Below are 15,099 nucleotides of genomic sequence, written 5' to 3'. Positions count from 1 at the left end.
TAGCAGTGTAAAATTACAAAAGCTTCCCTAGTTAACCTCTATGGTTACTCTGGGAAGCTTGTTCAACATAACTTCACTAAACTTAAACTGATCCTGAAACGAACTATAAGATTATAAATCTCGAATAAAACTTACAGATGTCTCACTACGTTCGTCTTCAATCCAACCGTCTTTTTTATAGAAACTAATCGCCCTTTCATTCCAAGGTACGGCTGATAAACCTACCCTTTTTAATCCTTTATTTTTCATTTCCTCACAAAACCGACTGGTAAGTTTATCTGCTATCCCGAGCCCTCTATAGTTTGAGTCAACTCCGATGCCCAACAGCCTTGCTTCAGAAGGCGTTTTACTTTGCTCGGCTTTGATTTCTTTTCCAGAAGACGGAAGTAATGTTGTTAGAGCAACGAGAATATTTCCTAACCTTTGCGTAATATTCTTCCTAACGTAAGAATCGGTTAAATATTTCTTAATTACAATTAAAGCTAGGACCATAAAGTTCTGGCGATAGAACTTGTTGAAGGGGGCACTATCTATAGAAGCAAGCAAAAAACCGACGGGTTTTTCGGCACATTTAGCGACATATCCATAGTTTGTTGAAGAATTAACAAATTGAGAGCAAAAGAGTCTAAGGAATTTCTGACCCATGTGTCCAAGGAAATGATCTGCAAAGACTTCTTCGTATAAGCGAGCAACGTCTGGTGTGTCACTTAATCTTAGGGGATCAACTCTAATTTCTGGCTTATCCTGGTATTTGGGATTCAACACAAGTAAACCACTCCTTGTCATTCACTAATAGTTCCAGTTCATCCACTTCCTAAGTTCTCAGACCTCTAATTCAATAGGCGCCTTGCCCTGTAAAAACAACGAAGACTGTTTTCCATAGGATTTTTAAGTCTAACCAGACACTCCAAGTACCGACATATTCCAAGTCGTAGGCCATTGTCTCCCCAAGGGTCAGCTCACTTCGTCCATTCACTTGGGCTAATCCTGTGACGCCTGGAAGGACATTAAGACGTCGACGCTGCTCGGGTGTATAGAGCTTTACGAGCTCAGGAACCTCGGGACGTGGGCCGACCAAGCTCATGTTTCCGATGAGTATATTAAGGAGTTGAGGGAGCTCATCTAAACTTGTTTTTCTGAGGAAATGACCGCTTCTGGTTATACGTGGATCATCTTTTTCCTGAAAAACAAAATTATCTAAGTTCTTTACTTTTTCGAGTTTGTCTTTCATCAAAGCTTCGGCATTCTGAACCATCGTGCGGAACTTATAAATTGTATAGGGCTTTCCTCCCAGACCAATCCGTGTCTGCTTGAAGATCGCCGCCCCCGAGGAATCTAATCGAATCCAGATAACGATTACAAGCCAAAGCGGAGATACTAACACGAGAAGCATTAATGCTGCCACAAAATCCAACAACCGCTTCACTGCAAGCTGCCAGCGAGAGTAACTAACCACAGCTATACCTTGATTCACATCAGACCCTCCTCTCAAGTGATCCCCCTTAGCGCCGTGATCGCTCTATCACTCGTTTTACGGCATCTACTACATCGTTCACGTCTTGCCAGCTCATCTTTGGATACAGGGGTAAGGAGATAATCCGCTCGAAGACACCCTTCGCAACCGGAAAATCCTCTGGCTTGTACCCATACGTTTCCCGATAATAAGGATGCATGTGAAGCGGAATAAAGTGGACACTCGTTCCGATATTCTCTACTTTAAGTTCTTCAATAAATTTCTTACGGTCAATGGATAGTTTATCCAAGTTCAGTTTGATAATATACAAATGCCAGGCGTGCCGCGCATAATCGAGCTCAACGGGCACCTCAAGCTCCGGCAATTTTCCGAACTCAGTATTATAATGGTCGGCAATTTCCTGACGCATCCCTTGCATCCGTTCAAGTTTAGCCAGTTGGGAGAGTCCAAGTCCTGCCATAATATCTGACATATTATCTTTGTAACCTGGAGAAAGGATTTCATAGTACCACGAACCGGCCTCAGCATAACGATTCCAAGCGTTTCTGCTCATGCCGTGGGTACTCATCACCCGAATCTTATTATACAATTCTTCATCGTTGGTGGTAACCATTCCGCCTTCACCAGTAACCAAGTTCTTGGTGGCATAAAAAGAGAAAGCGGTAGCATTCCCGATCGAACCGATCAATTTCCCTTTATACTGCGTATAAACGGCATGGGCTGCGTCTTCCAAGACAAAAAGGCTATGCTCCTCGGCAATCGCCAAGATTTCGTCCATCGCACAGGGATGTCCGGCGATATGTACGGGGATAATCGCTTTAGTTCGAGACGAGATTTTCTCCCGGATTTTCTTCGTATCAATGTTCATTGTGACAGGATCAATATCAACAAAAACCGGCTTGGCTCCGGTATGAACAACTACATTAGCTGAAGAAGCAAAAGTCATCGGGGTAGTCAAGACTTCATCCCCTTCCCCGATACCGGCCGCCACTAGGGCAAGATGCAAGGCGGCAGTACAGGAGTTAAGCGCCACAGCATATTTAGCTCCGACATATTCAGCAAACCGTTGTTCGAACTCCATGGTTTTAGGGCCCTTAGCAATCCAGCCGGACTTCAGACTATCCACAACTCCAGCAATATCGTCCTCTTCAATCAAAGGAAGGGCGTAGGGTAAGAACTCTTGACGTGTACTCACTACTGTTGTTACCTCCTATATTTAAAGTGCCTTTTTTATACCTCCGCAGATCGATCCCCTAAAGCAATTCTATTAACTCGTTTATCGTTAGTTCTGCCTGCTCTAAAATACTCGTGAGAGTCTTTATATCGACTATCACTCCGGCGTGAACCGGCACACAAACCAGGCTTCCACTAGATTTTCATTTTTCTCGAGAATAACCTTAAATCTTCTTTGCATTTAGAAACCTCCTTCAGTGGATTTACTCTAAACCTATCTGCCTCTGGCCTCCGTCATCTGACCTCTGGTTTATATCCCCAAGTCTTTAAGCCAACGCTGGATAATTTGCGACCAGGTATAGTTATCCTTAACAAACTGCCGCCCTTGGCGACCCATCTCCCGGCGATTATGGTTCTCCTTCAATTCGATAATGGCCTGGGCTAGTGCTTCGCTGTTCTCCGGCTCAACGACCACCCCGCCGCCTGAAGAAAGGACCAATTCAGCTGCCTCCCCTTCCCCGGAATAGATCACCGGAACCGCTGAACCGAGTGCGGGAAACATTTTTGAAGGCCGTGCTCCCTCGAAAAGCTTATTTTTCTTCAAAGGAACAATACTCGCTGAAGACAAAGAGAAATATCTCGGCATTTCCTGAACCGGTTGGAAGTCAACAAAACTTACATTGGACAATTCCTTTTCCTTAGTGAGCGCTTCGAGCATTGGCTTCTCTGTCCCATCACCCACAAATAGGAATCGGAAACCTTGCTTATCTTTGAGTAATTCTGCCGTCCGGATAACCGATTCGAGGCCTTGGGCATAGCCCATGGTTCCTGCGTAAATCAGGACAAAGTCCTCTTCGTTAAGACCCAACTTCCGAGCCATTTCTTCATCGCGCTTTCGCGGTGCAAAAAGTTCAAGGTTCACACCGTTTGGTAAGAAGGTCACTTTATCCTCGGGCACGCCACGTTGGACCAGCGACGTACGAATCCCTTCTGTTTGAGAGGATATCTTCCAGGCTTTGCGATATAGTAGTTTCTCTAGTCCCTCTGCTGCTCTGATCATCCAGCGGCTGTTTACAAGTCCTAAAGCCACGGCTGATTCTGGCCAGAGATCTGAAATGTTCATAATAATACGGGTACGAGTTAACCATCCATAGACCAAGGCTGTAATTCCGAGAAAGAGCGGTGGGGATTCAAAAAACAGTACATCTTGTTTTCCAGCTTTGCTTAAGCCCCAGAAGGAGGAAAAAACAAAGGAAAAATAATTAAGCAAGCGCTTCCAAAAGCGTCCCCGCTGCACCGGATAAATCCAGGTCCGCCATACGGGGATCCCGTCTACCTCATCCTTCATCCGCCAACGTCCACGGTAATTCGGTGGGATTACTCCGCTCGGATGATTGGGGAACGCAGTGACAACCGTAACTTTATGTCCGTTACCTTGCAGTCCCTTCGCGAGTTCCTTGAGGCGAACCTGTGCCGCCCCGGACTCCGGAGGGAAGTATTGTGTTAGCATTAATATGCGCAATTAGACCGCAGCTCCTTTAAAACACTCAAAACAATCTCTAAGATTAGTTATAACACTAAATTACTGATTTACAAAGAGAGAAAGTGTCTTAGCACGTTAGCACACGCTTCATTTGCTATTCTCTTGACGATTTCGCTAAAACGCAAAACCTCTAGGCTTTCTGCAAGTGAACCGTTGCGTTTCTTAACGCAAAATCGTCTGCGCTCATTGACGCAATTCCACTAAAGTGCTCTCTAAGCTAAGAAACTTTCTCTGGGCTTGGGTCGACGGGGATTAGAACCCCGGAGGGAATCGTCACTGGAGAGTATCGTGATCGAGACGCTTCATTGCTATTATTCGCTACGAGCGTTTGAGAAATTTCTTGATTGTTTGGCCACGTTTGGCATAGACCGTTCGCCCAATGCGGGCTGCTAGGCTCCGGTTGCGGTATCCATAAAGATAACTCCGCTCGGTGCTGCCAAAGCTCTTTTTAAATTTAGCAATGCTTGGGATATTCGCTCCTACCATATCATAGAGCTGGATTCCCAGACCATCAGCTCGTTTTAAGTATTCCCACTGCAGGAGATTATTGGGCGCGACTTTATTGTACTCTCGATCGGAAACCCCGTCTAGGTAATACCCGACATTGCGGTCCTGGGGGAAGATTTGACCAGCAATGATCTTTCCTTCATAACGAGCCAGCAAAACGAGCAAATCTCCGCTTGGGTACAAGTTCTGCCAAAGGGCTGTGAAGTATTCCTTGGTAAATGGAGGTTCCTTCTCTTGGCGCAGATAAACTCCACACGAGAGTTCATAGTAGGGCTCCAGCCATTCTTCAAGGGTCTTCGGTTCAAACACTTCTACCCCAGATTTCTCTGCTTTACGTACAGCATTTCGACAACGCACCTCGAGCCCATTCCAGAGTGCCTCCTGATCCTTGGGAATATGTAAATCTAGAGTGAGGAGTTCCTCCACAGTATACCCATTTTGTTCAAGAACGTCTCTTTCCTGCAAATCCTGAAGTCTAATTTCCAGATAATCCAGGTGTTTTTCTTTTGCGTACTCTTCCAGAGCAGGCAGAACTTCTGCCAAGGTAATTGAACCTAATGGACCGCTGTGAGGGGTTGCCGTACCAGATAGTGAACTACCTGCTAATTTCAAAAGACTCATCTTCCGCTCCATCAAAGGCAACAAACCCCTTAGAACCCCGTCTTGATCAAATAACCCCAAGCGGTTAACCCGTACACCGAATCCCGCTTCGATCACATCTTGCCACTCCCAGCGGTGAAAAAGGGACCCCTGAGTCGTCCCCTTTAAAAAATCTTGCCAAATTTCACGCTCAATGGGCTGCAATTTTAGATTCATGTCTTTGCTCACTCCCTACCCCACCTGATAAACGCAACATCATTCCCATGCTAAGCCAAATAATAGGATCTTCAAAAAACCGAGCCTCAGCTTGAGAGCTGATAAACACTGCAACAATCCACAAAAAGTAACCCACCACGGGAAGATACTGTTCGATCTTACCCCTGTCCAGATCAGCCTTGGAGGTACGTGCACGATGGGTCATGCCCTCGCAGTTTGCCTGTAAGAACACAATGCGCCGTGCCCCTAACAATACTCGTACTAAAGCAAACCAAACCCAAGCCAGTGCCGCCAGACCCATTAAGCCAAGTTCTGCTGCAATCGTTAGAATGGTCGTATGCGAAAGGGTCACCCCTTGAACATATGGGATCACTGTCTTATAGATTATGTAACGGGGGGTTAAGAACATCTTCTCGAATCCGCCCAGTCCAACCCCGAAGATTGGATGATCAATAAACATTGCCCTGGAGACTTTACATAAATATGCCCGTTGTTCTCCCAGCGCACCAAACCCGATCTTGATGGTTAGCAGACGCTCTCTAACGGCAGGCTGCAAAGCAACCATAACAGCCCCAATAAGTCCCAACAATCCAATTGGCAGCACCATTCGCTTGCGCGGAATAAAAAGGATCAACAGAGTTACGACGATGACCAAAGTTAAAATACCACTGCGTGAAAGGGTTATGGCCAGGGCCCCCAATAATCCCAAGAGCGCCCCAAAATATACACCGCGTTTCCAGGTTACGTCGTTAAGGTACTGGAGGATTAAGTTCGCTACAATGGCCAACACGAGGTAGCGTGCAAGAATATTCGGATCAACGAAGGTCGCATTAACACGGGCGATCTCTCCCTCGGCCAAATATCCCCGCCAGATAAAATGCTTGGTTATTCCTTCATAAAGAGTGAGCGGAACCAACGCAACCCCTACCCAATGGACGACTTGAAAAGGGAGAAGGGCATGTTTGCGCTCCCCAAGCAAGCAGATACCCAGATAGAGTAAAAATAACGTAAACAGCCGAATGAGTTCAACCGCCGTTTTTCCCCGATCGATTGAATAAAGAAGGCTAAATGCCCCGGCCGCAAGGTAAATTAGGAAGGCACGAGTCATGAAATGAGTTAAAATGGCCTTCAGTTCCTGCCGTTTCTCAGGTTCTCTTCCGAGACGCCATAATGCGGCCCCGATGATCCCAACTGTGAGAAGTCGCGCAAAACTATTCAACTGTGAACCAAGCGGTCCGAGCGGAGGAAACCAAGTGATGGAAATGTCGAAAGCGACTGCCCCAGCCAGCAACGAGGGTAGGATAGCTGGTTTTTTCCAAGCAAAATAGCTCACTATTCCAATGCTAAACAGAAAAAATACGTATTTCAACAGGATAAGCCCCACGTCAATCCTCTCCTTCCACATCTAGAGTGACTAAGGACTGAGCTGGAAAATCGATATAACCATTTCCAACTACGTAGGGCACGGAAGCCGAGCGAACCCTATTTGGATCGAGATGCAGACGTATCCGAACCGGCGGGATTCGCGAGGCTGACGAGCCTGACAAATTTGAATCATCCAACAAGTTAGCTGAATCTATTGGATCCGTCAGATCTGCCGAAATTGAGGTACAAGAAATTTGCCAACGCGTCCCTTCAATAGAAAGCACTGCCTCGCACTTGCGCCTTTGGTTAAACCAGCGCAAGACGTCCCGCGGAATCGCAATCCAAGCGCCGTCCGTTTTCCCTTGGGCAATCAGGCGTTCATAGACCTCCCCCCAAAAACGGGGAGCAGTAAAACTCTGATTGTGCCAGAGCAGACTAACCACTCCGCCCAAGCGCTTCGCCAAATCCAGAATAGGTTTTGCCTTATGATAGGCGTCCTCCCTATTCAAATTGAAGTACTCCTCCCCCATCAAAGCACCATCTTGGATATGAAGAGGCAGCTCCCAAAGAGTTTGACAATTTAAGGGATGATAGGGCTGAAGGGTCCCGGCTCGGAAGCCAACGACTTCATTAAACCCAAAGGTTGAATCGTACTGAAATCCGCCTTCTTCTAACACTTTGAAGGAATTTGGCGATTTAAAGTAAAGCCAGTGCATGCGTATCCCAATCTCGTCTTGCCCGGTTAGAGTAGCGACTCGATCATACTCAGCTTGAGCGGATTGGGTGTCATGCCAGGCATCAATTCCGTGCACCCCTGCTTCCCAACCGCCTTCTTCCAGGCTGTTCAGTAACTCTTTATATTCAGCTACGTCGTAAAACGATGCTCGATTTGCGGGCGCACTTTCCTTTACCTGAGTACGATCAGAACTTATAGCTTTCTCATTTTCTTTCTCTTCCTGTTTATCTTTATCTTTTCTTAAGTGCTCTGGAAGAATACCTGGTTTCTCTGGAAAGGCCATAAAATAAAGGCTCGATCGAACCCCTAGGCGTTTTTCCAGAGCAAGAAGCTTTGGCAAGGCCCGTTGCCAAACGTCTTGCCCTAGGCCAACCTTTGCGGCCCAGGTTCTGACCATTTCCCAAACTGCTTGGAAATGTTCAGACGTCTCCACCTTTCCTGTTCGCCAACGTTTCCAGTTCAAAACAGAACTGCGATAGAAATACCCCAAAAAGGTGCGCGCGACAGGCATTTCCTTCAAGCTTAAGATATCGATGTCGTGGGTTAAGGTCATGGCATAGGAATAGCCCCACGGGACAGGTGGGAGCTCTAAGAAATTTTTGACTTCCTGGCGTAAGACCTGGCGAATTTCTTCAAGCATCCAATCGAGAATAGGTTCGCTGACGTCTTTTTCCGTATGCTCTCGACCGTCCATCAGCAGACAAGTTCCCTCTTGACCCAGATTAAAAGCAAACGTCTTCAGTCGAAGGCCCGGGTTTTCCCCGGTTACAGACCCACAAACCAAGATCAGAGGGCTCTCCTTATCTCGACCTGAATGGTTCGGTATAAGGCCCCCTAAAAGCGCGAGGGAAATCCCATCGACTAAAATCGCATCATAATTTAGAATCGCCTCACGGGCCCATATCTCTTCACAGTCTGAAGTTGTCCCTTTGTTGGAAACTAAGTCTTCTGGTCGTTGAGCTTCTTTATCTGTAGCGAGGCCAAAGCTCAAATCTGCATCAAAAGGAACACCCAAAAGGCCTGCGAACTCTCTATAAACTCTTATTAATGGCTCTGCAACGCAAAAGCCAATTTGCCTAGACCTATGGACTTTAGCTTGTGCTCCGCTCACGAAGCTCCCCCTCTTTCCTCCATCGCCTCTACGATCTCTTCACTAGCTCGGCCATTCCCATAAAGATTTTCCAAATAGGGTGGTAAGGAGTTCTTACGGTAACGCGCAACGGCAGCAACGATTTCCTCTGTATTCGCTCCTGCAAGCGTATTCCATCCCGTGTGTACGGTCTCTACCCACTCTGTTTCATCGCGCAAAGTAACACAAGGGACCTGCCAAAGATAAGCTTCTTTCTGCACACCACCGGAGTCTGTCAGAATAAGTTCCGCCTCTTTTTCTAGGAGAATCATCTCTAAATACCCCACAGGCTCGATGACTTCTACATTCTCTGGAATCGACATTTGGCAACTCAAGAGGAGCTTCTTGGTCCGAGGATGCAGGGGGAGTACGATTTGCCCATCAATCTGGGCAAAGGCCTTAATAATTCCTTCTAGTCGGCTTGGGTTATCCGTATTTTCGGCCCGGTGTACGGTGGCCAAAAGGTAAGATTTTCTCTTGTAGCGGAGGTTTTCTGCGATATTTCGGTCCTCCGCCCGTCGAGCATGGTAATAAAGAGCATCGGCCATGACGTCCCCGGTGCGTACCACTCCTGCGGTCAGACCTTCCTGCCTGAGGTTTTTAACTGCTTGATCAGTCGGGCAAAACAGTAACGTGGAAAGATGATCCGTCAACACGCGATTCACCTCTTCCGGCATCTGTCGATTATAACTCCTCAGCCCAGCTTCAACATGAGCGATTGGAATATGGAGCTTTGCTGCGGCAAGAGCCCCAGCTAAAGTTGAGTTCGTATCCCCGTAAACGAGAACCCAGTCAGGTTTCTCTTTAAGGAGCACCTCTTCTACACCGGTTAACATCTCGCCGGTTTGAGCACCGTGTTGCTTTGAACCAACCCCTAAAAAGTAGTCAGGTTTAGGGATCCCCAACTCTTCGAAGAACACATCAGACATCTGGTAATCATAATGCTGACCGGTATGCACAATTTTTTCCTCGTGTTTTTTGCTGAGGGCCTCTGAAAGAGGTGCGGCTTTAATAAATTGAGGTCTGGCGCCCAGTACGGTCACTATCTTCATAATGGCTTGGCAGGAAACCACTATCCCTCTAGGGTAGTGGAGGAATGCCATCTGCATACCCTAACCCGCCATCCTCCTCTCTGTTAATAGGCTTTTTCTTCTCTCAATTAATTTGAAAGATTTGCAACTAACACTACCGTTGTTGTTGACACTTCTGAACTCCTTGCTTCTAAGTCCTTAATTCTAACTCTTCATTTTAAAACGACGCATCCCTTGGCGCAGAATATAGCCACCGATGCGTTGAAAATCTCGATCCAAACTAATCAGGATTATGAGGTAAAGAATTCCGGCAATGAATGCTGAAGCAAGAGGATGAAGATAGCGCAAAAAATAGGCTGTGAGGCCCATGGCCAGTGAGGCCAAGACGATGACGGGAAGTTGCCGCCAAATCCGAATTTTATAAACACGGAGCCGAACAATTCCATAGTACATGCTAAACACGTAAAGTTCAGTGATGAGTGTCGCTACACTCGCTCCATAAATCCCATAGCGGGGAATTGCATAAAGGTTAACCACAATATTTAATAAAGCGGCCCCCCCCTGAATTTTTGCGCGAGTCCACTGCCGGTTTGTCGTTGTCAGTACATCTCCCAGGGAAAAGCTTAAACATTCAAAGGCAAAAAACCAACTTAAAAGCATCATGATCGGGATTGATTGCGGAAAACGATTATTGTAGAGCCAAGTCAACAAAGGATTGGCCAAAACAAATAATAAGACGCTGCCAGGAATACCAACAGCACTGAGAACTTTAAAGATCTTTTCAATCGTTTCCCGGTGTTTCTCCTTACTATCCACCCCAAGCTGGAATAAAATCGGATAAATCACACTTGTTAAAATTCCAGGAATCAGCAACAGAATTGCGACTAATTTGTAGGCTGCTGAATAAATTCCTACCTCAAATGTTGGACGCATCAGGGAGAGCATTAACGCGTCAATCTGGAAATAGATATAGAGAAATATAGTTGCTACCCCGAAGGGCAGTCCTCGTTTGCTCATCTCTATCAGACGGCGCAGATCAAACTTAAGGCGTAGATTACGCCGCAGATGGGCATATAACATGAACGAAATCAACGCAGCGGACACGAGTTGGGAAACGGTGATCATCACCACATTTCCTCTTTTAACCACGACCAAAATAGTCAAAGCACCTATGAGAAACGTATACAAAAACTGATAAATAGCGGCGTTATACATTTGTTGTTTAGCTTGAAAGTAATTGTAAACTGAACTGTTTAAGGCGTTTAACCCGCTGGCCAAACCGAAGACAATGACCATACTTTGAATGGATTGGTTATAGCCCGCCGGATGCATCAAGACAAGCATCAGCGCGTAGATGACCAGCAGGGTAAACCCCTTAAATAAGAGAGTATTCCCCAGATAAAGTGGTAAGACACTCTCATCTCGAGAGCCTTCCTGGACCATGTAGTTACTCAAACCAAAATCTGCAAATAGAATGAACGTACTGACAAAGGCCAGCGCGGAGCTGTATTCTCCAAAGGTTTCAGGACCTAGATAACGAGTAACCGAGATTCCCACAATAGCGGAAATCGCCTTGGATAGTACACTAGCTACGCTCAACGCTGCAGCATTCTTAAGAACCAAACGAAGTTCCACTGGGGTCCTCCCTTCTACCGTTTATGATTTCCTCATAGACCTTCAAAGTCTTTTGGGCGTTGTATTCCCACGTAAATTTGCGGGTGACCAGCTCTTTCCCCCGACTCCCCATCGCAGCAGCTTGCTCCGGATTTCGCAAGAGTCCCCGAATCTCCTCTGTAATAGCTAAAACGTCCTTAGGTGGAACAGCCTTTCCAACCCCCTCTTGAGCAAGAATCTCCGAGATTCCCTCTCCAGTGGTACCGATAATAGGCTTACCGTGGGCCATCGCCTCTAAATATACGACCCCAAAGGCTTCATTCCAACTTGGCAGGACAAAAATATCACACTGAGCCATTTCACGCATTGCTTCAGGATGAGGTAAACTTCCCCTGAAGACAACATATTCTTCCAAGCCTAACTCTGCAGTGAGCGCTTCCAACGTTTGTCGTTCCGATCCATCCCCGACAATCCGGTATTCTAAGTCGGGAAATTCCCCGATAAGCTCTGGAAGTGCCTTTAAAACCATAGCATGCCCTTTATCTGGACGCAAAAATCCAACTGTAAGAAGAATCCGCCGGGACGCCCTGGGTTGATGTTCCCAATAGGTTCCTTGTGGTTCGGGTCGTTGAACCACATCGGCCAGATTGACGCCGTTAAAGATAACCCTGTATTTCTCAAGCTGGTCCGCCCAACTTTCCAGACCATATTGATTTCTGAGCTTATCACTTACTAAAATAACCCTCGCTGCATCTTTAAGCGTAGCACGGACACTCTCGGCACAGATACGACTGCGGTTCAAGGTATAAGCAAAATCCTGACCATGAATCGTGACCACGACCGGGATATTAAACTTCCGACCAAATCTTACGGCTGCAGCTCCATCAGGATGAGCGACATGGGCATGGATAATATCAACGCCTCGGGCGATTTGTTCTGTGAAAACCTGTTTTATCCCCCAAACAAAGGTTGCCGGGTAGTACTCAAAAAAGAGAGAGCGGGGAAATTCTAGAACCCGAGGGTGAAAAACAGGAAAGCCATCCGGTTGTTCCAAGAGAGGAACCGCAGGGTATCCTCCCCATTTTCCTCGGCCAGCCATAAATCCCGGCACCCAAGGAACTGGGGCGACAACCTGGACTTCGACCCCCAGACGCATTAAAGCCTGAGCCTGCTGGCGAACAAAGATTCCACCTAAAGGGCCCACGACATTCGGGTACATATGGGAAAGCATTAAAACACGCATTTTACTGATCCCTCGCTGCCAGAATTCGCTCGTAGAGGCTCAAGAGTTTGCTTTGTTCTTTTTCCCAAGTATATTCTCGATGAAAAGCATCCCACCCATTTTGCCCATAGCTCAAGGCCTTTTTCGGGTCCTCCAATAACGCACATATATCACGCGCCAGGCTTTCCGGATCACCAGGTTCTGTAAGTAAGCCGCATTGGTTTTTAGCGATAATCTCTTCGATATAACCAAAACGCGAGCCAATTACAGGGATACCTGCTGCCATGTATTCTAGAAGCTTCACTGGGATCGCCTTTTGATAATTTAAGGTCGGAAATAAGGGAACGAGAGCAATCGAGCTCTGAGCTAATATTTCCGGAACCTGCTCATAGGGGACCTTACCCCTTAGCCGTACATTTCCTTGTTCTAACCAAGGGGTGAGGTCGGAAAATTCCTGGTCTAAATCTGATACTACCATAGGGCCCACGAGCTCACAAACTGCTTCTGGATAGTTTTTTCGCACCAATATCATGGCCCGGAGGATGACTTCGAAGCCCCGGTCCAGTTTAATCCCTCCCAGATATAGGATAACCGGTGGTTTGAGCTTTTCTGGACGAGAAAATTTAAACTGCCGCTCAAGGGGATAGTTATGCAAAATTTCTCCTTCGGGGTTTTCTTTACGAAAAAGCTCCGCCATATGCCCATTCACCGTAATGATCCCAGCAAAAGATCGTGCCGCCCACTTTTCAACACGGTCGACAATCCCCCCGACAGACTTCCTCAAAGGTTTTGGTAACCAGTGACGATTAAGAAGACTATCCCCATAATATTCGTGAACATCATAAACTACTGATTTCCGATGCTTGCGGCTCAACAGTAAAGCTACCGGAATCAAGTCCGGATCATGGAAATGATAAATGTCCGCATTTTCCTGAAGTGCAACCCGGTAGAGGGTTTTTAAACGCCAAATCCGATCGGTCCGAGAGGAAAGCGGGGGGACTGAGTGAATCCGAATGCCTTCCTTCACTTCAGACCTTTCAAACGGAGCGGCAATGACCACTTCATAACCTGTTTCGGCTAGGCTTCGGGCTTCCTTATGAAATATGCGCTCATCAAAGGGAGAATGTGCCGTTGTTAAGATACAGACTTTCAATCGCTTTCCCCTTCTGTTCTGTAAATTAAGCCCATGAAAAGAGCCACCAGGGTCATTAACTGGAGATTGTAGAATGCCCCTGCGGTAAGGTTATATACGAATATCACCATTGTTGCTGCCACAAAAGCAATCGCTAACAACGTTTTGCTCTCCCGTATCCCCGGTTCAGAGGCATAGAAATTAAACAACCTTACCCTTCGCAAGGCCGCTTTAGCAGGTCGGAGGAAAAGCCAAAGATACATTGCTAACCCGATAACACCGTAACGCCGAGTTATCAGGGCATATTCATCATCGACTAAAGTGGTCATTTTATCTTTAGCAGTACCCCAGCCTAAGACTGGAGATTGCTTAATAAATCCCCAAGCATCTCCTATCTGCAAAAAGTGGCCAATAGCTGATGAACTGTTACCCAGGTCAGTTGCCTCGCGCATCCGAGACGTAAAGCCTCGTGGTGAGGTGTAAAATATCGTTAAAGTTAAAATAAATAAAAGGCTTACTTTAATGAGGATTTCCTTTTTAAAATGCAATTTAAATATGGCCCAGAGACTTAAGAAGATCAGTACCACCGCCGTCGCCAAGAAGGCTGTTCTGGAAATGGTCATAAGTGTCAGTTTTAAAGCCAATCCTGTTGCCAAATAAAGAATCGCAGCCCTTGAACGATCGTTTCTCTGGAAATAAAACCAGGTCACAAATAAGGTCATCGTCAAAACAGACACAATGCCCATAACATTGGGGTTATCAAAGGTCCCTAAGACGCGAGGCGGATTAGCATCCACTAAGTTATTCAAATGGGACTGGGCAAAGAAGGGCGTTAACCACGCATTAATATTGGCCACATTCAATAATTGACTCCACGCTAGCAACAGAATAAAGCCAAATCCAACGAGAAATGCTTTCCGAAGCACACTAAACTCAGCTTCCTGTAAATCTAAGGAAAGAGCTAACGTAATAACTAAATAGTATTTTGCAAGAGTGACGCCTTCCATTACGTCCCGGATTCCGAAAGGCACATTGAGAAAAATCACGCCAAAAAGATTGGAGATAATGATCGACGCCAAAAAAAGCAGAAAAACCTTTGTTACCGCCCTCAGACCCTTGCGCTGCCCTTCATGGTAAGACAATTCGATATCGTAAACCGAGCGAGACCGACGTGTTAACCGGAGGAGCAAATTGATGGCAAAGGCTCCAAAAATAAGCGCATCATCTAAACGAACATGCGGCAAATTGGAGCGAATCTCAAACGATGGCAAGATCATAGCGGACAACATTATAGCGATTATGAGTAGTAACTTATTTGGGTTAGTGCGAGTAACCCCTATGTTCCAAAACATCTCTC

At 46.4% G+C, this 15,099-nt stretch carries 12 protein-coding genes; all 12 read right to left on the bottom strand.

The annotated features are described in order from the left end of the window. Positions 1-111 precede the first annotated feature (111 nt). A complete protein-coding gene (locus tag DSBG_RS09825) occupies positions 112-765 on the bottom strand; it encodes a GNAT family N-acetyltransferase (RefSeq protein ID WP_068964017.1) in 654 nt (217 codons plus the stop codon). Between the two features lie 70 nt (positions 766-835). Further along, positions 836-1,474: a sugar transferase gene (locus DSBG_RS09820; RefSeq protein ID WP_083236804.1), complete on the bottom strand. Its 639-nt coding sequence runs from the start codon at positions 1,472-1,474 to the stop codon at positions 836-838. Positions 1,475-1,502: 28 nt separating this feature from the next. Then, positions 1,503-2,669, bottom strand: coding sequence for a DegT/DnrJ/EryC1/StrS family aminotransferase (locus tag DSBG_RS09815; protein WP_068964015.1), 1,167 nt, complete (start codon positions 2,667-2,669; stop codon positions 1,503-1,505). A 288-nt stretch (positions 2,670-2,957) separates the two neighbouring features. After that, positions 2,958-4,169, bottom strand: a complete 1,212-nt coding sequence (locus DSBG_RS09810) for a glycosyltransferase family 4 protein (protein WP_068964013.1) — start codon at positions 4,167-4,169, stop codon at positions 2,958-2,960. Between the two features lie 339 nt (positions 4,170-4,508). Then, a complete protein-coding gene (locus DSBG_RS09805; RefSeq protein ID WP_242877519.1) occupies positions 4,509-5,525 on the bottom strand; it encodes a lipid II:glycine glycyltransferase FemX in 1,017 nt (338 codons plus the stop codon). Continuing rightward, on the bottom strand, positions 5,488-6,882 hold the full coding sequence (locus DSBG_RS09800; protein WP_242877517.1) for an O-antigen ligase family protein: 1,395 nt from the start codon (positions 6,880-6,882) through the stop codon (positions 5,488-5,490). Before DSBG_RS09800 ends, DSBG_RS09805 begins: the two co-directional genes overlap by 38 nt. Before the next feature lie 16 nt (positions 6,883-6,898). Further along, on the bottom strand, positions 6,899-8,725 hold the full coding sequence (locus tag DSBG_RS09795) for a polysaccharide deacetylase family protein (protein WP_068964009.1): 1,827 nt from the start codon (positions 8,723-8,725) through the stop codon (positions 6,899-6,901). Continuing rightward, positions 8,722-9,795, bottom strand: coding sequence for a non-hydrolyzing UDP-N-acetylglucosamine 2-epimerase (gene wecB / locus DSBG_RS09790; protein WP_068964041.1), 1,074 nt, complete (start codon positions 9,793-9,795; stop codon positions 8,722-8,724). Before wecB ends, DSBG_RS09795 begins: the two co-directional genes overlap by 4 nt. A gap of 183 nt (positions 9,796-9,978) precedes the next feature. Next, a complete protein-coding gene (locus DSBG_RS09785) occupies positions 9,979-11,409 on the bottom strand; it encodes a flippase (protein ID WP_068964007.1) in 1,431 nt (476 codons plus the stop codon). Further along, positions 11,387-12,631 carry a glycosyltransferase gene (locus DSBG_RS09780; protein WP_068964005.1) on the bottom strand — a complete coding sequence of 415 codons (1,245 nt, stop codon included), beginning with the start codon at positions 12,629-12,631 and terminating at the stop codon, positions 11,387-11,389. The genes DSBG_RS09785 and DSBG_RS09780 overlap by 23 nt, the downstream gene beginning before the upstream one ends. 1 nt (position 12,632) lies before the next feature. After that, complete coding sequence (locus tag DSBG_RS09775; protein ID WP_068964002.1) at positions 12,633-13,763, bottom strand: glycosyltransferase family 4 protein; 1,131 nt, start codon at positions 13,761-13,763, stop codon at positions 12,633-12,635. Then, the gene (locus DSBG_RS09770) at positions 13,760-15,094 is read right to left on the bottom strand and encodes an O-antigen ligase family protein (protein WP_068964000.1); all 1,335 of its coding nucleotides are present in this window, start codon (positions 15,092-15,094) and stop codon (positions 13,760-13,762) included. Before DSBG_RS09770 ends, DSBG_RS09775 begins: the two co-directional genes overlap by 4 nt. Between the last annotated feature and the right edge of the window lie 5 nt (positions 15,095-15,099).

Origin of the sequence: Desulfosporosinus cupriresistens (genome assembly GCF_001707885.1) — a bacterium.
Lineage (GTDB): Bacteria > Bacillota > Desulfitobacteriia > Desulfitobacteriales > Desulfitobacteriaceae > Desulfosporosinus.
This window is presented reverse-complemented; position numbering and strand designations above follow the sequence as displayed.

Excerpts from the sequence above, each read along its gene's own strand:
- wecB (WP_068964041.1), bottom strand. The coding sequence starts at position 9,795 with ATGAAGATAGTGACCGTACTGGGCGCCAGACCTCAATTTATTAAAGCC.
- DSBG_RS09780 (WP_068964005.1), bottom strand. The coding sequence starts at position 12,631 with ATGCGTGTTTTAATGCTTTCCCATATGTACCCGAATGTCGTGGGCCCT.
- DSBG_RS09770 (WP_068964000.1), bottom strand. The coding sequence starts at position 15,094 with ATGTTTTGGAACATAGGGGTTACTCGCACTAACCCAAATAAGTTACTA.